The sequence below is a fragment of the Herbaspirillum sp. CF444 genome, assembly GCF_000282135.1.
Lineage (GTDB): Bacteria > Pseudomonadota > Gammaproteobacteria > Burkholderiales > Burkholderiaceae_D > Herbaspirillum.
The window spans coordinates 67,879-86,495 of the sequence record NZ_AKJW01000059.1; the positions used below are offsets into that span (position 1 = coordinate 67,879).

Consider the following 18,617-nt stretch of genomic DNA (forward strand, 5'->3'; position numbering starts at 1 on the left):
TCAGCTTCTCCCGAAGATCAATGCGGCGTTGCTGCCGCCGAAGGCGAAGGAATTGCTCAGCACATAGCGCGGCGGGTGACCGAGCGCCTTGCCGACATGCACCACGTTCAGCACCGGCAATGCCGGATCGGCCTGGCCGTCCCACAGGTGCGGCGGCAGCAAGCCGGTCGGATTGTCGTCTTGCATGGTCAGCCAGCACAGGCCGGCTTCGATGGCGCTGGCGGCGCCCAGCGTGTGTCCGGTGAAGGACTTGGTCGAACTGACCGGTGTCGCTGGGCCAAACAACTGGTGGATCGCCTTCGATTCCATGGCGTCGTTTTGCAGGGTCGCGGTGCCGTGCAGGTTGATGTAGTCGATTTGCTCCGGGGCGATGGCGGCGCGTTGCAAAGCCTGCGTGATTGCCAGCGCCGCGCCTTTTCCTTCCGGATCGGGCGCCGAAATATGATGGGCGTCGGACGATTCGCCCCATCCGCAGAGTGCCACCGTCGCCGGTTCCGCCGTCATGAGGAAGAGTGCGGCGCCTTCGCCGATGTTGATGCCGTGGCGATTGGCGCTCAATGGATTGCAGCGCTCGGCGCTGACCGAATCCAGCGCGGCGAAACCGGCGACGGTGAAATCGCACAGCGTATCCACGCCGCCGCTGATGACGGCGTCGCACAGGCCCATGTTGATCAGGCGCGCGGCGCTGGCCATGGCCTTGGCGCTCGACGAGCAGGCGCTGGAATGGACATAGGCCGGGCCGCTGACGCCGAGCGTCGTCGCCAGCGCGGCGGCAGGCGAGCCGAGTTCTTGCTGGCCATAGTGGAAGTGGGCGGGGAATTGTCCGTGGGCGACGTAATGCCTGAACGCCGTTTCGCCCTCTGCGATGCCGGAGGTGCTGGTGCCCAGCACGATGCCGATGCGATCCGGGCCGAAGCGCGCGATCAGCGCGTCCACCTCCGGCCGTATCCGTTCCAGCGCCGCCAGCGCGAGGCGGTTGTTGCGGCTGCGTTCGCGCAGCGGCAGATGGCTTGCTTCCGGCAACTCTTCATCGGCAAGGCGGATGGCGCCGACAGTGCGGGCAATTCCGGCGGACAGAAATCGCTCGCTGGCATGCAAACCGCTGTCGCCGGCGAACAGGCGCTGCCTGATCCCGGCGTGGGTGTCGCCGAGCGAGCAAATCATCCCGAGTGCATTTAAATAAATCGTCATGGTGCAGTGACAACCGATTGTATGGTCAGCTTGTAGCGGTAGCGCAAATTGGTCAGGATCACCTTGCCGCCCCACGCTTTGCGGTCAGGATAATCGATTTGCGTGACGACCTCGTGATTCAGGCGCAGTGTGCGTTGCATGTCGTTCTCTTCCAGCTCCCAGCCTGCGGGCAACGCCGCGCGGATGGCGGCGGCGGGCCAGAGCGTGAGTTGCACGTCCTGCAGGACGTCTTCGCCCCGGACTTCCTTGGGCAGCATGAAGTGGCGCCAGGTTTTCAGTTCCTTGCCGTCGTAGTGCAGCGACATCACGCGCTGGCCGAACGCCAGGCCGACCAGGTCGAGATGGTCGGGCTCGATTTCGAGCACGGTGTCGATGTCGTCGGTGCGGCCGGCGCGTTCCACGGTCAGGTGTTGCTGCAGGCTGAGCGAGGAGCCCAGCGATGCCGGCGCAAGCTGCAGGTGCAGGCGTGCCGATGCAGCAGGCGGTTCGGGCGGCGTGGCAGCGCACGCCGACAGCAGTAATGCCGTCACGACGGAAGAAATGACCGGGTTCAGGCGCATATGCTTTCCAGTGCCGTCAGGCGGCGCTTGCTTTCGCTGACGAAGGGATTGCTCTGGTCCCAGGCATAGCCGGCCAGGATGGACGAAATCATGCGGCGGATCGCCGGCTCCTGGTTTTCGTGGAAGATGATTTTCTGGAAGCCGCCGGCATACCAGGATTCGACGAAGGTGCGGAAGGTGTCGACGCCGCTTTTCAGCGGCTTGGCATAGTCGTTTTCCCAATCCACCGCTTCTCCGGCGAGCATGCGCGTCAGGGTATCCGTCGCCATGCTGGCGGATTTCAACGCAATGGTGACGCCTGACGAGAAAATCGGATCGAGGAACTCGCCGGCATTGCCGAGCAGGGCGTAGTTCTTGCCCCATAGCGACGTCACGTTGGCGGCGTAGCCGGAGATGGTGCGCGCCGGGGTATCCCACTCGGCGTGTTGCAGCAATGCACGCAAGGCCGGGTCTTGCATGACCAGCGTGCGCAGCTTCGTCGTCTCGTCGCCGGGAATGCCGGCGAGGAAGGACGCTTCCGCCACCACGCCGATGGAGCAGCGGCCGTGCGCGAACGGAATCAGCCAGTACCAGACGTCGTGGTGTTCGGGATGCACCGTGACGCGGATTTTGTTGCGGTCGAATTGGCTATCGCGGATGCCGTCGGCGATATGGGTGAAGTAAGCGCCGCGCAAAGGGAAACCGGACGGCCGCTCGAGGTCGAGCAGACGCGGCAGCACGCGGCCGAAACCGCTGGCGTCGAGGATGAAGCGGGATTCGATGGTGTATTCGCGACCGTCGGCATCGCGCACCTGCGTGCGTGGGCGTTCGCCGTCCAGGTCGACTGCGGTCACGGTCTGGCGATAGCGTATCTCGGCGCCTTGCAGTTCAGCTTGCCGCGCCAGCAGATGATCGAAATCGGCGCGTTGCACCTGATAGGTCGTGCCCCAGCCCGGCGAATGCTTGTCGCGGAAATCGAAAGAAGTCCGGCGTTCGCCGCACACGAAGGAGGCGCCGTTCTTGAACTGGAAGCCATGCTCCACCACCGCTTGCAGCATGCCGGCCTGTTCCAGGTAGGCCATGCTTTGCGGCAGCAGGCTCTCGCCGATGGAAAAACGCGGGAACTGCTCGCGTTCGATGACCAGCACCTGGTGGCCGCGACGGCGCAGCAGCGCGGCTGCGACCGCACCGGCAGGGCCGGCGCCGATGATCAGGATGTCGTGTTGCTCGATGTTGCTAGCTGGCGTCATGAGAGTACGGCTGTAAGCCGGCAAAACAGGGTGAAGCAAGCCAGACCAAGGCCATGCCGATCAGCATGGTCAGCCCGAATGCGTGCAATGGAGGACTGCTGCTGAGAGCCAGCAATCCGAAGGAGAGCAAGGCGCTGATTGCCGACAAGCCAACCGTCAGCCAGGCGGAACGCCGATGGCGCTCCGTGGGTTCCTGCAGGAAAATGCCGTAATCGACGCCGAGCCCCAGTAGCAACAGACATGCCAGTACATGGAATAGTTGCAAGGGCTGGCCGGTTACGCCAAACAGCGCCAGCGTCGCCAATGTCGCCAGTAGCGGCGGCGCAATCGCGCGCCAGGCAGCGCGGCGATAGCGCAAGGACAGCAGCACGAAAATGGTGGCGTATGCCGCCAGTAAAGCCCAGGTCATGTATTGCCGGTAATAGCTCAGCACGGAGGAAATGTCCGCTACCTTGTCGACCCACTGCACGCCGTCGATTTTTGGAGCCACGTCGGCCAGCACCTGCAACTGGCGATAATCGCCCAGGCCGCGCACCGCGACGATGCTGGCGTATCGGTCTCCAGTCTTGCCCAGCCACAGATGACGCCAGGGCTGACCGGCCGGCGAGGCGATGAAGGCATCCGGCAACAAGGGTTTGCTCTGCGCCAGCAAACGTTGCCGCAGGTCTTGTTGCCATTGCCCGCTCTCATCGATGGCAGTCGCAATGGCGGCGAGCGCGCCTTGCGGCGCCAGCAATTTGTCGACAATCAGGTCGTGGTCGGCGTGTTGCTGCTGCTGCGACGGCACCCAGTTGGAAACCGCTTGCACGCCGCCGATCAGCTTTTTGTCGATGACGGTTTGCAGTTGCCGCTTCAGTTGTTCTTCGCGTTGCAGGACGATTTCGGCGGACTCGCCGCGCACCAGATAAAACTGCGCCGGCGTCGGCGTGTCGAGCAGTTTGCCGAGCTTGATCTGGTCGTCGAGCAGATGCTGCGGCGTTTTTTGCAAGGCGCGGATATCGTCGCTGACTTTCAGGCGCATCAGCCCGGCAACGACAAAGACGGTGAACACCGCCAGCAAGACGAAACCGATGCGGTTGAAGCGGAATTGCGGCCATTTGACTATGCTGCGGCTATAACGGTCGGCCAGCGCGGTGCTGCGCAAGCTGTCGGCATGGATCAGCGCCGGGAACCACAGGATCACGGTCAGCCACGCAAACAGCAATCCCAGCACCGAGAACACCGCCATCTGGCGCAGTCCCGGGAAGGGCGTCAGCGCCATGCCGAGATAGCCGATGACCGCCGCCAGCAGCATCAGGCCGAGGCCGGGCAGCAAGCGGCGCAGCAGTTGGCGCGAATCCATGTGCCGGTTCGTGCCGAGCCGCGCACACAGGAAATAAATCGCATAGTCCTGCGCGATGCCGACCAGGCTGGCGCCGAACACCAGCGTCAGCAGATGCAGGCGACCGAACAGCAACCAGCTGACGGACAGCGCGCCCAGGCAGCCGATGGCGATCGACAGGGCAATCAGCGCAATCGGCTTGAGCGAGCGGAACGTCAGCCACATCAGCAGCACGATGCCGATCAGCGAACCGGCGCCGATGGTGGCCATTTCACTGCCGGCTTGTCGACTGCCTGCCGCGGCGTGGAGGATGACGCCGGCGGTGAGAACTTCCGCATCCGGCACGGATTGCTGTGCGGCTTGTGTGGCTTGGTCAAGCAGGGGAATGACTTGTTCCTGCGCGGAGATCGAGAAGGCCGACGGTTGCAGATTCAGCAGCAGCAGGACGTAAGAGCGTCCGCCGCTTTCCACGAACAGGCGGCCGTCGCGCGGACGCACCGGCGTCTCTTGCGCGCGCGCCTGCACCCAGCCGCCGAACAGGCCGAACGGATCGTCCTGCCATGCGCCAAGTTTGGGGCCGCCGCTGCCGAACACGCCGTACATGGCGCTCAACGCCAGTTGGCTCCATTGCTGCGGCGAGTCGTTACGTAGCTTGTCGCGTTGCTCCTGCGTGAGCAGCATCAGGCGGCTCTGGTCGAAGGTCGACAGCCACGCGCCCTGCAATTGCGCGGCGTCGCCTGTCATCGCTTGCAACAGCGACGGCTGTTTGCCGATGACCGCTTCATACGCCGATGCGGCTTGCACGGCCTTGCTCCAGTCGCGCTCGCCGACGAGGACGACGACTTTTTGCTGGGCGCTGTCGACCATGTGCGCAAAGGCTTGCTGCATCGCGTCGTCATGTCGCGACGACGGCAGCAGGGCCAGGATGTCGGTGTCGGGACTGACACGCTGGACCAGCCACAGATACGCGTTGTGGCCGAGCAGCAAGGCGACGACCAGCAGCCATGCCAGCGCCAGGCCGCGCATCGCCTGGGGGGCCGTCGATGAGCCGGCGTCGCTGTCGGCGCGCTCAGTCAAACATGGCTCCTTCTTCGGGCGTCATGGCCTTGTCGCCGGTCTGGATGCCGGAAAACACGATGTCGGTATGGTCGCCCGAGGCTTCTTGCATGGTGACCTTGTTGACGTAAGCGCCGCCGTCGAGCTGGATGTCGCCGATGGCCTTGGCCAGGCCCGGCTCGCGGGCCTTGAGGGCGACATGCCAGTTGCCGTTCTTGATGGTGCCGTCGAGTTCAAACAGCTTGTCGAGCTGGCTCAGGTCGCCTGACAGCAACGAGAACAGCACGTTGTTGATCATCTTGACGACGGGTTCCTGCTGGGCGTCGAGGCGCATGGCGACGCGGCCGTTTTGCATCTGCACGATGGCGTTGCGCGTGATGCGCAAGGTGTTCGGGAACGGTTGCAGGGTTTGCCACAGGATGCCCTTGCCGGTAGCAACGCAGAAGCGTCCGTTCGACAGCAGCGGTTTCTTGATGCCGGTCAGTTGCTTGGTCTGGTCGAAGCGGCCGCACATGATCGCCGGTTTGGCGAGCGCGGCCTGGATTTGCGCGACGGGTGCGGCGGCGTCGGCGGTGGCGCAGAATGCCGCCGTCACTGCCAGCGCGCCCAGTATCGTATGGAAAATGCGGAAAGAAAGAATCATGTCGGTTCCGGATAAGGTAAGTCCAGCTTTTGCCACAGCACGCGCGGGCTGACGAAGCACATTTCGCGCTTGTCCATCTGCACCGCCACCTGCGTGCTGACGCCGCGCGTGAGGCGCTGGCCGCTGGCGGCGTCGGTCACCAGGTATTCCATCTTCAGGCGGTTTTCCCATTCGGTGATGGCGGCGCGCACCTTGATGCGCTGGCGGAAAACCGCCGGGTTGGAGTAACGCACCTGCAGGTCGATGATGGGCCACATGTAGCCGGATTCCTTCATCGCCGCGTAGTTGTAGTCGATCTGGTCGAGCAGCGCGCAGCGGGCGGCTTCGAAGTATTCGATATAGCGGCCGTGCCAGACCACCTCCATCGGATCGAGGTCGTAGAACTGGATTTGCAGTTCCACCTCGACTTGCCAGGGTGAGTTGGCGAGCGTGATCTTGGCGTCGGCAGGCAGCTTAGTCATACAGGCTCCAGCTGCGTGCGCGGATGCGTTGCAGCAGCAGGCGCAGGTCCGGTTCCAGCATGCGGTCTTCGGCGATCGGCGCGATGTCGGCAGAGAGCGCTTCCTGCATGGCGGCCAGACGTCCGCCCGGCAGATCGGCCAGCGGGGTTTCGGGTTGCAGCTCGCTGCGCAGCCAGACGCCCTGGCGCACGGTGATCAGCAACGCGGCGACGACTTGTTCCGTCAGTTCCAGCACGCGCAGGCAGTCGCGCGCGGCGATGGTGCCCATGCTGACCTTGTCCTGGTTGTGGCATTCGGTCGAACGCGAGAAGACCGAGGCCGGCATGGTCAGTTTCAGCGCTTCGGCGGTCCAGGCGGAGGAGCTGATCTGCAGCGCCTTGAGGCCGTGGTTGATCGCCGCGCGCGGTCCCTTGGCACCCGACAGGTTGGACGGCAGGCCGTTGTTGTAGCGGCTGTCGACCAGCAGCGCCATCTGGCGGTCGAGCAGGTCGGCGATGTTGGCGACGGCGTTCTTCATGCTGTCCATGGCGAAGGCGATATGGCCGCCGTAGAAATGGCCGCCGTGCAGCACGCGCTCGTTGTCGGGATCGATGATGGGATTGTCGTTGGCGCTGTTGAGTTCGTTCTCGATATTGCTGCGCAGCCATGGCAGCGCGTCGGTCAGCACGCCGATGACGTGCGGCGCGCAGCGGATCGAGTAGCGGTCCTGCAGGCGCTTTTCATTGCGCAGCGGTTGGTCGCAGGCCAGATCGGTCTGCAGCCAGCCGGCCACTTGCTGCTGGCCCGGATGCGGCTTGACCGAGAACAGCGTGGCGTCGAAATGGTGGGCGTTGCCGTCCAGCGAGAAGCTGGCCATGGCGGTGATGCGGGTGGCCAACCGGCACAGGTATTCGGCGCGTTGATACGCCAGGCAGGCCAGCGCGGTCATGACGGCGGTGCCGTTCATGATCGCCAGGCCTTCTTTCGGGCGCAGCCGCAGCGGCGTCATGCCGGCGGCTTGCAGGGCTTGTGCGGCGTCGGTTTGTTCGCCGTTCTTCCAGACCTGGCGTTCGCCGCACAGCACGGCCGCGAGATACGACAGCGGCGTCAGGTCGCCGCTGGCGCCGACCGAGCCTTCGGACGGAATCAGCGGCAGCAAGTCGTTTTGCAGCAAGCCTTCGATCTGTTTGAGCAAGCCGACGCTGACGCCGGAATAGCCCTTGCTGAGCGAGGTCAGGCGCGCGGCCAGGATGGCGCGCGTTTGTTCGGGCGTGAACACGCTGCCCAGGCCGCAGCCGTGATAGGTGTAGAGATGATGCGGCAGCTCGGCGATCAGCTCCGGCGGCACGGTCACCGTGCACGAATCGCCGTAGCCGGTGGTGACGCCGTAGACCGTGCCGTCCTCGCGCAGCAGGCGATCGAGGAAGTCGGCGCCGCGCTGGATGCGCGCCAGGAAAGCGGGCGAGTCGGACAGTGCGGCATGGGCGGAACCTGCTGCGATGGCGTTGACCTGCTCGATGGTCAGCGGCGTTTCGCCGAAGGTGACGAAGCCGGCTGCAGCAGCCGGAGATTCAGTGTGGGGCATGGTGGTTATCCAATGTGGGCAGGGCCCAGAAATCGTAAAAGTTGAACCATTGCAGCGGCGCTTGCAGGCAATGGTGTTCCAGGCGCGCGGCGTAGTCGGCCGCCAGTTCGCCGAGCAATTGGTCGCGCTGCTTGCGCGGCAACCGGATCCGTTCGCGAAAGCCTTCAAAGCAAAGCTCCGCGCCGTCGCGCGTGCGGCGCGAGAACATCAGGTAGACCGGGCAATTCAGCAGGCTCGCCAGCACATAGGGGCCGATGGGGAAGGGAGCCGTGTCTCCCATGAAAGGCGCAAGCGCCACGCGCGGGTTGGGCGACACCGGAACCCGGTCGCCGGCGATGACGACGAATTCGCCGTGCGCGACCTTGTCGGCCAGGATGACGGCGGTGGCCGGCGTCATCTCGGTGACCTGCATCAGGTTCATCTGGCTGCCCGGATCGAGCTGAGCCAGCATCTTGTTGAAGGCTTGTGCATGTTTGGTGTGCACCAGCACCGTCAGCTTGACGGTAGGGTGCCGGCGGCCGAGCACGCGGCATAATTCGAGATTGCCCAGATGCGTGCAAATCATGAGTCCGCCACGGCCTTGTGCGATGGCATCGGTGATGGTTGCGCGGCCATGGACGTGCACCTTGTCCATCGGGAACAAGCCGCCCCACAACAGCATCTTGTCGAGCAGGCTTTCGCCGAAGGCAGCGAAATGACGGAATGCACCGCGCAGGCCGACCGGCATCGCCAACGTCGGATGCGCCGCGCGCAGGCGTGCAAGGTAATCGACGGAAGCTTTTCGCGCCAGAGGATTGCGCGCCATGTACCAGAGCAGCACCGGATACAGCATCAGCCTGAACGGCCAGCGGCCGAACAGGCGATAGACGAAAAACAGCAAGCGCATGCCGGCGACGAAGCTGACTTCGTTGATCTGCGCCCAATGTCTGCCGGATGGCGAGTGGGGCGGCCGGGGCTGCATGGTCGGTGTTTCCTTGTTCGTCATCATGGCGCCGCCGCTCCTCGCACCATGGCAGACAGCTTGCGGGTCAGCAGCAGCGGCGCGCGCCACAGCATGCCGAAAAACAGCACGGCGTGCATGCGCGAGATCAGCGCGTTGTCGAACCAGACCCTGAAATGCGATACGCCGTCCGCCGGATAGCGCACGCGCGTGGGCAGGTTGATCACCTGCACGCCGCGCCAGTGCAAGCGCACCAGGATTTCGGTATCGAAATCCATGCGGCTGCCGATTTTTTGTGTCGCGGTCAGCGTCGTGACGACCGCCAGCGGATAGATGCGAAAGCCGCACATGGAATCGCGGATGTCGAAGGACAGCGTATTGATCCAGACCCAGACGTGGGTCAGGTAGCGCGCATACAGACGGCCCTTGGGCACGCTCGCGTCGTAGATCGGGCAACCGTTGATGACCGCATGCGGATGGACGGCGCTCAATGCGGCGAAGCGGGAGATATCGGCGGTGTCGTGTTGGCCGTCGGCGTCGATCTGCAGCCCATGGCTATAGCCTTGCTGCGCCAGATGGCGCAAGCCGGTCATGACGGCGTCGCCCTTGCCGCGATTGACGCCGTGGCGCAGAAGGGCGACTTGCCGCGGGTGGTTCGCCGCAAGCTGATCGAGCACGGCGGCGCACGTACTGTTGCTGCCGTCGTCGACCAGCACGCAGTGCAAGCCATGTTGCAGCACGGCTTGCAATACGTCCGGGATGGCGCGCTCGTGGTTGTAGACGGGGATGACGACACCGATCTTCGGTGCTTCTGTCGTTGTGGCGTTCATCGTGAGTTTCCGAGCAGGATGCGTCCGCTGGCGTGCTGGCCGTCGGCGGAATGCAGGCGGAACGCCAGCGCGCTTTTTTGCATGTCGTGTTCCAGCTCCAGGCTGACTGTCGCGCCGGGAACGATCACGCGCTGGAATTTCAGCGCCTGCATGCCGGTGCAATCCGGCGGCAGGGGCAGGTACCGGCGCCCCAGTTCCAGCGCCCAGTTCACTTGCGCGACGCCGGGCAGGATAGGCGTTTCGGGGAAATGGCCTTCGAAATACAGCAGGTCTTCCGGCACGCGCAGTTGCAGAGTGACCTGGGTTTCGGTGCGTTGCATCAGCGTATGTTCGGGCAGCAGCGGACGCGTCGGGGTGGGTTCTTCCAGCAACGCGCTCAATGCAGCCAGCGTGGTTTTTCCTTGCGTGTTGGCCGGCATCGCGTCGAGGTAGCGCCACATGCGCGGCAGCGCCACGCTTTCTATCGCTTCCGCCAGGGCAGCGCGCAGTTGCGTGTTGAGCGCCAGCTTGCCTTGTTGTTCCAGTACGCCGCGGCCGGCTGCCGTCGGCACCACAAAAGCCGCGATGCGGTCGCGCTGGCCGGACGCCTGGTGCAGCATGGCGCGCGCTTCCGCCGCCAGCGGCGAGGCCAGCAGCAGGCGTTCGATCTGGTCGAGCGAGATGCGTTTTTCTTCCAGCTTGACGATGCGGTCGGCGCGGCCGCGCAGGGTGAATTTCTGTTGATCTGCAAATTCGACTTTGTCGGCCATGCGCAGCCAGTTGCCGTCGGGCAGGTGGGGCGAGCGGACTTCCAGGCAATCGTGTTCGGTGTTCAGCCGCACGTCGACATGCGGCATGGGTTGCCAGCTGTCGTCGCGTTCAATTCCCGGCAAGGGCTGGCGCCAGGCGATGCCGCCGGTTTCCGAGCTGCCGTAGATTTCGATCGGATTATGTCCGAATTGCCGCTGCGTCGCTGCCGCAACGTCGGGCAGCAACGGACCGCCGGACGAGAAGATGGCTTGCAGACGGGTGATGTCGGGTTGCACCGGACTTTCCGGCAAACGTTTCAAATGCGCCGGGCTGGACAGCAGCAACCAGGGGCGTTGCGGGGCAATCGCCGCGAGGTCTTCCGGGAAGAACGCGCTGCGTGCATGGATCGCGCGGCCCGCGCAAATCGGCCACAGTACTTTGAACAGCAAACCGTAAATATGCTGATGCGAGACAGTGGAGACGATTTCGGAGGCGCCTGCGCGCGCGCCGAACAGCGCGTCCAGCGTGGCGACTTCGTTCGACATTTGCGAGAGCTTTTTCGGGATGGCTTGCGCGGCGCCGGTACTGCCTGAGGTATAGACCACCAGGCCGATGAAGTCGCCGTCCAGTGTGGCGGCAGGTGCGACGGCGGATGCGAGGTTTCCGGAATCCGGAGCAGGGGCAGCCAGCGGCCTCCATTCCTGTTCGAAGTCGCCGATGAAGCCGTCAACATCCGCGGCCAGCGCCTTGCATGTCTCCGGCAAGGCGTCGCTGGGCAGGTAGACCGTCTTGCCGGCTTGCCAGGCGCCGAACAGCGCCGCGGCAAAGGCGATCGTGTCCTGCATGTAGAGCGCGAAATTATTGCCGCCGCGGTTTGCCAGCAGTTGTCGCCATTGGTCCGTTTCGCGGCGGAATTGTGCGTTGCCGACCGCGTCGCGATTACGCCAGCCGATGAGGTGGTCGTCGGCGCGCGCCGACGACCACATGGCGGGCAGCGCCAGCATGTCAATGAATTCAGGCATGGTGATGACGCCTGACATAGAAGCGCACGATATATTCGCCGACGAACAGCACGCCCATCAGCACGTAGGAAATCGCGCCGGTGTAGAGCGACCAGACCGCTTCCGAGGCCCACACTGCGGTGGCGAAAGCGATGCAGCCGTTGAGCGCAAAGAAGGCGCACCATACTTGTGTGACGCGGCGGGTGTAGGCAATGGCGAACGCCGGCAGGTCGGGATCCTGCAGGCGCGCGAGGCGTTCGATGATGGACGGCGGACGCACCAGGCTGGCGCCGAACAGGGCCAGCATGCCGAGGCTGACGATCACCGGATACAGCTTGAGCGGCAACAGCGCGTTCCAGAACAGCGCCGGTACGGCCAGCGCCAGCGCGGCCAGGCTCATCCAGCGGTAGCGCTGGCCGAGTTTGAAGGTGAACAGGCGCAACACGGCGATCGCGACCAGCACCAGCGCCAGCAACCGCGGTTCCATTTTCCCGTGCGCATACCAGATCAACAGTGGATATACCAGGATGATCAGCGTGGTCAGGACATTGGCGAAATCAGGCTTTTTCATCCGCCTGCAGCAGCGTCGCAATTACGTCGACCACATCCTGCACGGTGCGCACGGTGCGGAATACGTCGGGCTGGATGCGCTTTCCGGTCATCTGGTTCAGTTTGACGACGATGTCGACGGCGTCGATGCTGTCGATGTCGAGATCGGTATAAAGATTCGATTGCGGAGAGATCCTGGCTTTGTCGAGTTCGAACATCTCGTGCAGCATGTCGACGATCCAGACGTAGATCTCGTCCTTGTTCATGGTTGGCGCTAAGGTGGTCATGGTGAGCCTGCTTCCTGCTTATTGAGCGTGTTGGCTGTGTTGGAGGTGATTGGCGATCAGGGCTTCCAGGGATTGAACCGAGGCGAAATGCTTGCGGGTCTCTTCGGAATTCGCGGATAAAACAACGCCGTAGCGTTTTTGCAGAGCGACGCCAAGTTCGAGGGCGTCGATGGAATCCAGACCCAGTCCGTCGCCGAACAGCGGGGCGGCGGAATCGATGTCGGACGGACGGATGTCTTCCAGTTGCAGAACTTCGATGATGAGTTCTTTGATTTCTTCGTCAAGTCTTGGCATCGCCTAGCTTTCTTTCATGAAATGGTTTTGCAGGTAATACGTGAGCTGGCGTGCTGCCAGGGTCGGATTGTCGGCCTGGCCGGTCACTTCCCTGATATCGATATCCTGCTGAATCTCGATGCTGAAGTGTGCCATGGTTGGCGGCACTTTCCACCATTTGTCGCCTTTGGCGAGTGTTCCCGGCGTGCAACGGATGACCACCGGCGTGATCGCGCATTCGCCGCGCACGGCGACATTGGCTGCGCCGCGCTTGAATGTCATGTTGCCGTCGGCCGGGGTGCGCGTGCCTTCCGGGAAAATGATCAGGTTGCCGCCGCTGCGGATGGAGGCGATGCAGTCGTCGACCAGTTCCGGGCCGTCTTCGTTGCTGATATAGCCGGCCGCCCGCACCGGGCCGCGGGTAAAGGGATTGCGCCACAAGGCGCCTTTGACGATGCAATCGGCCTGGCGCACGAAGGCCATCAGCAAGACGGTATCGATCAGGCTGGGATGGTTGGCGAGGATCAGCAGGCCGCGGCGTTGCAGTCTTTCCAGGCCGCTGATCTCATAGCTGAGTACGCCCAGTGCGCGCATGAGTTCGACGAAGGCACGGAACGCCAGGCGAATGATGCGGCGCGCCCAGAGCGTGCGGCGCTGTTGGTCGCGCACGACAAGATTGAGCAGCGGAAAGACGGCCAGTCGCAACGCCAGGCCGCCGGCGCCGAACGCGGCGAAGCTGATGCCAGTCCCACATACTCGCCAGTATTTGCTAAAAAGGGCGTTTTGCCGCCTGGTCGATTGCTTCGTCGAATGCGTGATCGGCTTTCGTCTGTTCAACCAGTCAAGCATGGCGGCTCCAGCGCCAGCGGCGTCCGTTGGCCACGCGCGCCAGTTCGGCGTCGCGGCGCAGGAAAAAGCGCAGGATGTCCAGTCCGGCCGGGGCTGCGGCGAGATTGACGGCAGTATTGTCCGCCTCGTCCGCTGCAGACCAGGACAGCGAAAAACGCTCGCCTGCGTATTTACTGGTGGCCGGTTGCAGCAGCCAGGCCCAGGCATAGCTTTCTTCGGCGCAGTCCTTGTAACTGTCGAAGGCGGCGGGCGGCGGGCTGTCCGACATGACCAGCAACACTTGCGGCGCGCCGTCGGCCAGCAGGCCGCAGGCTTCGATCAGGGCGTGTTCGACCGTGCCGGGACCGGCGGCGATGGCGATGCCGTTGCCACGATCGCCGCGTGCTATCGAGAACAGGCCGGCATTGGCGTTGTGTACGGAGAGGCTGAATGCTGTGGGAGACAGCGGCGCATTGCCGGCCAGTTCCATCAGCAACTCGACCGAACGCGCGCATTCGCCGTGGCGGGAGGCAAAAATGACGGGGATGTCGGATTGCGTCGGCAGGCATTGGTAAGCCGCCTCCAGCGCCATTTTGCCGGCCGGGCTGGCGCGCCGACGCAACATCGGCGGCATGTCCTTGACTTTGGGTTCGGTCGGTTCAGAGGGGTGTTTCCGGTCGTGAGCCCACTCCAGCCATGCGGCAGCGGTGTCTAAACCAGGCGCCCAAGCCGTATGCGATGCGACAGAAAAACTGACATCCCCAAAACGCATATTTCTATTCGAATGCTGTCGATTGCCCATGCTCTCTTCGCAAACGTTATCGTTATGTCAATCAGATAGGGCAGTTGTTATTTGCGTCCGGAGTCTGTTATACCACTCCGGCAAGCAATCCTGTCAACCGATCCGATTGTCCGATAATCGCTGCGACCCCCTCGCATTTTTTGTTAATGTGATAACGAGAGCCGGCTTATTGATCGTTAAAAAAAAGTAAATCAAATATTACGTTAAAAGTCGCTAAGAAATTCTATTTTCAGATGAATATTGAGACCAAAAAAAAGGCAGGGACGAGTTATCGTTCCTACCTGTTTTGTTCTTGCAATGTATGCAATGAATAAAATAGAACTAACAAAAACGCATTTGATCTATCGTCTTCGACCTACATCAGTAAAAATGCAAAACTATGGATTTATTTCATCTGACAACCACAAGCAGTTGAGAAGCTAATTCGTCCAATTCGTGCCAAAAATTAATTTCGGCACAGTATAGCCAAGGTCTAACGAGAGGTCAATCAATAACCGGAGTAATCATGTACCCATGAGCATTATTGGTTTATGGGGGACTAACAATGTTTAGTCTTGTGTCATTCATGTTTTTGATTGCATGCCGAAGACTCCTGGGGCTTTTTTGTCGGAGAACTGGTTGCTGCTGAATGCTTAATTTCTTGCTATTTTTCATGCAGCGGTGAGGCTGCCGACGGATCGATTAGAGGTGAATAAGCAAATTAGCGGTTAAAATCGCCCCCGAAGGATTCTTAACGATAAGTGAACAATGAAAATACTGGCTTTTGCTCCGCATTCTGCGATTTGGGTACATGCTTTTCCTGAGGCTCTTGTGCTTGAATCATTACGACAACATGGTCATGAGATTCTGTACATAACGTGCGGTGAGAAGTTGAATGGTTATTGCATCCCCATGAGCGCTGTCGGTCTCACATGCGAATCTTCAGCATCGGATAAAAAATCTATATGTGATCGTTGTAATACGAATGCACGATTGCTCCAGGATGGTTTCGGGTTTCGCGGCCCTGATATTGCATCGCTTGTACACGATTCGGATCAGAGTCAGATCACTGCCATTATGGAGACTCTCACGAAGGAAAATTACATCGAATTTGCAATTGATGATGTACCAGTTGGGCGTTATGCTCTATATGAGTTTTTAATAAATCATAAGAAGGATTCAATCAAATTTTCAGACTTTGAATGGCGACGGTTTCAACCGGAGCTAAAGAATGCTCTGTATGCTTTTTTTGCCTGCAGGAGGCTTCTTGACGAAGAAAAACCTGATCGTGTTGCTGTCTACAATGCGTACTATTCAGTAAATCATATATGTTGTGCGCTCGCGGAGCAGCGCAACATTCCGCATTACTATCTACATGCCGGAAATAATCTCTCAAACAGGCTCCAAACGATTTCTGTCTCTCGTGGCTATGGATTTGCGACATGGAATCGTAATCCTCATTGGGAAACATATAAAAAGCTTCCCTGCAGTAAGGAGTCGCTTTCCAGTGTCACGAATCATGTTTTGGAGTTGCTGCATGGTACGAGCGTTTTTACCTATTCTGCATCGGCAACGCGAGGCAGTATTGATTTGAGAAAGTATTTTGGCGTTCGTCCCTCAGAAAAAATTCTTATTGCAACGATGAGTAGCACTGATGAGCGCGTTGCTGCGGAAGCTATCGGTGTGCAATTCCCGGATGAGGGGTGCATTTTTCCTACTCAATTTGAATGGATTGAGGCTTTGATAAAGCACTTTGGGGGGCGTTTTGACACGAGGCTAATCATTCGAGTTCATCCTCGAAATTTTCCCAATAAACGAGAAGGTGTGAAATCGGCGCAAGCGGTGAAGTTAGAAAAACTGCTCGTTGATCTGCCGGATAATATTTGCGTGAACTGGCCTTCCGATAACATTTCAATGTATCACTTGGCAGACATTGCGGATGTCATTTTAAATGGTTGGTCAAATGCCGGAAAGGAGATGAGCCTGCTGGGGCTGCCGGTAGTCTTGTATTCTCATGAGCTGGTGACTTCGTATCCGGCGTCGATTAATTATGTCGGGGATACTCTGAAAACTTATTTTTCGGAGATCGAGCGAGCGATATCGGACGGATGGAGTTTCGAGAATATTCGCAACGCTTATAGATGGTGCGCTTTTGAATACTATCGTTCCCTATTTGATATATCTGAAAGTTTTCCGGCGCCTGCGCCATTAAGTGCAGATTTTCTTTCCAGATTGAAGCGCAGGGTCATAAGAGGTTTTTTCCCGAATCAGAGGGCAATGCGTGATATCGCCAATCGAGCACCATTTCTGAAGGAGGGAAAGATAATTAACGATCTTGTTTCTAAAGGTGGAACAAGTGTGTTCGATGTTATTTCGCCTCAGTCCCCAACGGAGATTTTATTTGAACAAGAAACAGCATTCTTGATTGCCGAAATTAAGAGAATCTATGATGTCCTTTATGGTGGGGAAGGGCGCGAAGTTTGTGGTGGTTTAGGTTTGAAGCTTAAGACTCTTCTCGACAATAATGCGGTCACGTAACAACGGCGAAAGTGAATCTGATATGCAAGAAAAAACGCATGGGGTTATGTTTCACCATTTTCATGGCGAAAATCATCCGCGAGGCCAAGGCTCTATATCGGCAGAAACGTTTGCCGCGATGATTGTTTTCCTCGAAAGCAATTACTCCATTCTCAATGCGCGTGAATATATGGAGAGGCTCATCGCAGGAAGGCTTGCGCCTAAAGATATTTGTTTAACCTTTGATGATGCGCTTCTGTGTCAAGTCGATATCGCGTTGCCAATACTGCGAGAAAAAAAGATTGAGGCTTTTTTTTTCGTATATTCATCGCCATTGAAAGGCGATCCTGATTTTTTGGAGATATATCGTCATTTTCGTACGACTGCCTATGAATCAATTGACGATTTTTATGGCGAATTTTTCTTGTTTGCTGAAAAACGAAATAAGACTCTCTATCGCGAGGCCGTGAATAGTTTTGACGAAGCGACATATTTATCTGCCTTTCCTTTCTATTCTACGGCTGACCGATGGTTCCGCTATTTACGTGATCTCGTTTTATCCAAGGAGGACTACGCATCAATTATGCTTTTGATGTTTGAAAGTAAGGCATATGACCCGTTGCAGGTATTGGGTAAATTGTGGATGAGTGATTCGCATGTTGAAATTCTCCATAAAGAGGGCCATCTCGTGGGACTGCACTCGTACTCACATCCAACGACGTTGCATACTTTGACATTAGAGCAGCAGAGCGCCGAATATTTGGACAATTATCTCCATCTGCAAGACGTGCTGGGAAGTCCTCCTATTTCAATGTCGCATCCATGCGGAAACTATGGTGCGGGGACGTTAGATATATTGAAGAAAATGGGAATCAAAATAGGGTTCAGATCAAGTCTGAGTACGCCTGATGTCGTATCGAATTTAGAGGTGCCCAGGCAGGATCACGCTAATGTATTGGTGGAAATGTCTAAATGAAAATTACCGTATTTACGAGCAATCAGCCTCGCCATATTTCGCTGATCAACAAACTGGCAGCCATAAGCGAAACGGTTTATGCCATACAGGAGTGCAATACGGTATTTCCCGGTCAAGTTGCCGATTTTTTTAAGAAATCGGAGGTGATGCAGGCATATTTTGCCAATGTCATGCGGGCAGAAAAGAAGATTTTCGGTGATCTTTCATTTTTTGGGAAGAATGTGAAATTGCTTCCAATTAAAAGCGGAGACTTGAATTTTCTGTCCGAGCGTCAGCTTTCTGAGGCGCTTGACTCAGATGTCTTCATCGTCTTTGGCGCTAGTTATATCAAGGGGTGGTTGATCGACTTCTTGGTCGGAAAAGAGGCGATCAATATACATATGGGGTTGTCTCCCTTTTATCGGGGTTCTTCATGCAATTTCTGGGCTGTGTACGACGGTCGGCCAGAATTGGTCGGTGCGACAATTCATATGCTGTCTAAGGGGTTGGATAGTGGGCCGATGTTATTTCATGCGTTACCATTGCTGGCAGAAGATGCAGATCCGTTCGAATTTACAATGAAGGCTGTTGATGTTGCACAAACATCGCTAGTTGAGCGGATAGAGTCGGGAGAGATACGTCAGTTTGAACGCGTACCACAAGATAGGGCATTAGAGATCAGATATACAAGAAATATGGATTTCAATGATGATGTCGCTTTGAGATTTCTTCAAAGAAATATCGGTTATGAGGAGTTGAAGAGCATATTGGATTCTGTAAAACGTCCTACGCTTTTGATGCCGTTTTATGCATAGGGAGGCTGTCGCCGATGATGCCGCCCTGAGTAGATATTGTTGAGTTATTTTTTGTGTCTGTGTCGCAAGCGCTGCGCGATGAGGGAA

General features: G+C 58.8%; 18 protein-coding genes. 3 read left to right on the forward strand and 15 right to left on the reverse strand.

The window, feature by feature from the left end:
* From PMI16_RS12125 to PMI16_RS12195, 15 genes are read right to left on the reverse strand one after another with little or no spacing between them, the layout of a single operon-like run.
* A complete protein-coding gene (locus PMI16_RS12125) occupies window positions 1-1,191 on the reverse strand; it encodes a beta-ketoacyl-[acyl-carrier-protein] synthase family protein (RefSeq protein ID WP_007879852.1) in 1,191 nt (396 codons plus the stop codon).
* Entirely contained in the window at window positions 1,188-1,751 is a 564-nt protein-coding gene (locus PMI16_RS12130) for a DUF3261 domain-containing protein (protein ID WP_007879853.1), read from the reverse strand. The genes PMI16_RS12125 and PMI16_RS12130 overlap by 4 nt, the downstream gene beginning before the upstream one ends.
* On the reverse strand, window positions 1,742-2,980 hold the full coding sequence (locus PMI16_RS12135) for an NAD(P)/FAD-dependent oxidoreductase (RefSeq protein WP_007879854.1): 1,239 nt from the start codon (window positions 2,978-2,980) through the stop codon (window positions 1,742-1,744). The genes PMI16_RS12130 and PMI16_RS12135 overlap by 10 nt, the downstream gene beginning before the upstream one ends.
* Complete coding sequence (locus PMI16_RS12140) at window positions 2,967-5,327, reverse strand: MMPL family transporter (protein WP_034380262.1); 2,361 nt, start codon at window positions 5,325-5,327, stop codon at window positions 2,967-2,969. Before PMI16_RS12140 ends, PMI16_RS12135 begins: the two co-directional genes overlap by 14 nt.
* Window positions 5,328-5,370: 43 nt before the next feature.
* Complete coding sequence (locus tag PMI16_RS12145) at window positions 5,371-6,000, reverse strand: outer membrane lipoprotein carrier protein LolA (protein ID WP_007879857.1); 630 nt, start codon at window positions 5,998-6,000, stop codon at window positions 5,371-5,373.
* Complete coding sequence (locus tag PMI16_RS12150) at window positions 5,997-6,461, reverse strand: acyl-CoA thioesterase (RefSeq protein ID WP_007879859.1); 465 nt, start codon at window positions 6,459-6,461, stop codon at window positions 5,997-5,999. The genes PMI16_RS12145 and PMI16_RS12150 overlap by 4 nt, the downstream gene beginning before the upstream one ends.
* Window positions 6,454-8,025, reverse strand: a complete 1,572-nt coding sequence (locus tag PMI16_RS12155) for an HAL/PAL/TAL family ammonia-lyase (protein ID WP_007879860.1) — start codon at window positions 8,023-8,025, stop codon at window positions 6,454-6,456. Before PMI16_RS12155 ends, PMI16_RS12150 begins: the two co-directional genes overlap by 8 nt.
* A complete protein-coding gene (locus PMI16_RS12160) occupies window positions 8,012-9,013 on the reverse strand; it encodes an LpxL/LpxP family acyltransferase (RefSeq protein WP_007879861.1) in 1,002 nt (333 codons plus the stop codon). Before PMI16_RS12160 ends, PMI16_RS12155 begins: the two co-directional genes overlap by 14 nt.
* Window positions 9,010-9,795 carry a glycosyltransferase family 2 protein gene (locus tag PMI16_RS12165; protein ID WP_007879862.1) on the reverse strand — a complete coding sequence of 262 codons (786 nt, stop codon included), beginning with the start codon at window positions 9,793-9,795 and terminating at the stop codon, window positions 9,010-9,012. The genes PMI16_RS12160 and PMI16_RS12165 overlap by 4 nt, the downstream gene beginning before the upstream one ends.
* The gene (locus PMI16_RS12170) at window positions 9,792-11,546 is read right to left on the reverse strand and encodes an AMP-binding protein (protein ID WP_007879863.1); all 1,755 of its coding nucleotides are present in this window, start codon (window positions 11,544-11,546) and stop codon (window positions 9,792-9,794) included. Before PMI16_RS12170 ends, PMI16_RS12165 begins: the two co-directional genes overlap by 4 nt.
* Entirely contained in the window at window positions 11,539-12,096 is a 558-nt protein-coding gene (locus tag PMI16_RS12175; RefSeq protein WP_007879864.1) for a hypothetical protein, read from the reverse strand. Before PMI16_RS12175 ends, PMI16_RS12170 begins: the two co-directional genes overlap by 8 nt.
* Window positions 12,083-12,361: an acyl carrier protein gene (locus PMI16_RS12180; RefSeq protein WP_007879865.1), complete on the reverse strand. Its 279-nt coding sequence runs from the start codon at window positions 12,359-12,361 to the stop codon at window positions 12,083-12,085. The genes PMI16_RS12175 and PMI16_RS12180 overlap by 14 nt, the downstream gene beginning before the upstream one ends.
* 18 nt (window positions 12,362-12,379) lie before the next feature.
* On the reverse strand, window positions 12,380-12,655 hold the full coding sequence (locus PMI16_RS12185; RefSeq protein ID WP_007879866.1) for a phosphopantetheine-binding protein: 276 nt from the start codon (window positions 12,653-12,655) through the stop codon (window positions 12,380-12,382).
* Between the two features lie 3 nt (window positions 12,656-12,658).
* Window positions 12,659-13,483, reverse strand: coding sequence for a lysophospholipid acyltransferase family protein (locus PMI16_RS12190; protein ID WP_007879870.1), 825 nt, complete (start codon window positions 13,481-13,483; stop codon window positions 12,659-12,661).
* Window positions 13,476-14,234, reverse strand: coding sequence for a beta-ketoacyl synthase chain length factor (locus PMI16_RS12195; protein WP_081493408.1), 759 nt, complete (start codon window positions 14,232-14,234; stop codon window positions 13,476-13,478). The genes PMI16_RS12190 and PMI16_RS12195 overlap by 8 nt, the downstream gene beginning before the upstream one ends.
* Window positions 14,235-15,011: 777 nt before the next feature.
* Here PMI16_RS12195 and PMI16_RS25895 point away from each other — a divergent pair.
* From PMI16_RS25895 to PMI16_RS12210, 3 genes are read left to right on the forward strand one after another with little or no spacing between them, the layout of a single operon-like run.
* Complete coding sequence (locus tag PMI16_RS25895) at window positions 15,012-16,781, forward strand: hypothetical protein (RefSeq protein ID WP_007879873.1); 1,770 nt, start codon at window positions 15,012-15,014, stop codon at window positions 16,779-16,781.
* Window positions 16,782-16,803: 22 nt separating this feature from the next.
* Window positions 16,804-17,736 carry a polysaccharide deacetylase family protein gene (locus tag PMI16_RS12205; protein WP_202801651.1) on the forward strand — a complete coding sequence of 311 codons (933 nt, stop codon included), beginning with the start codon at window positions 16,804-16,806 and terminating at the stop codon, window positions 17,734-17,736.
* A complete protein-coding gene (locus PMI16_RS12210; protein ID WP_007879877.1) occupies window positions 17,733-18,530 on the forward strand; it encodes a formyltransferase family protein in 798 nt (265 codons plus the stop codon). Before PMI16_RS12205 ends, PMI16_RS12210 begins: the two co-directional genes overlap by 4 nt.
* Window positions 18,531-18,617 lie beyond the last annotated feature (87 nt).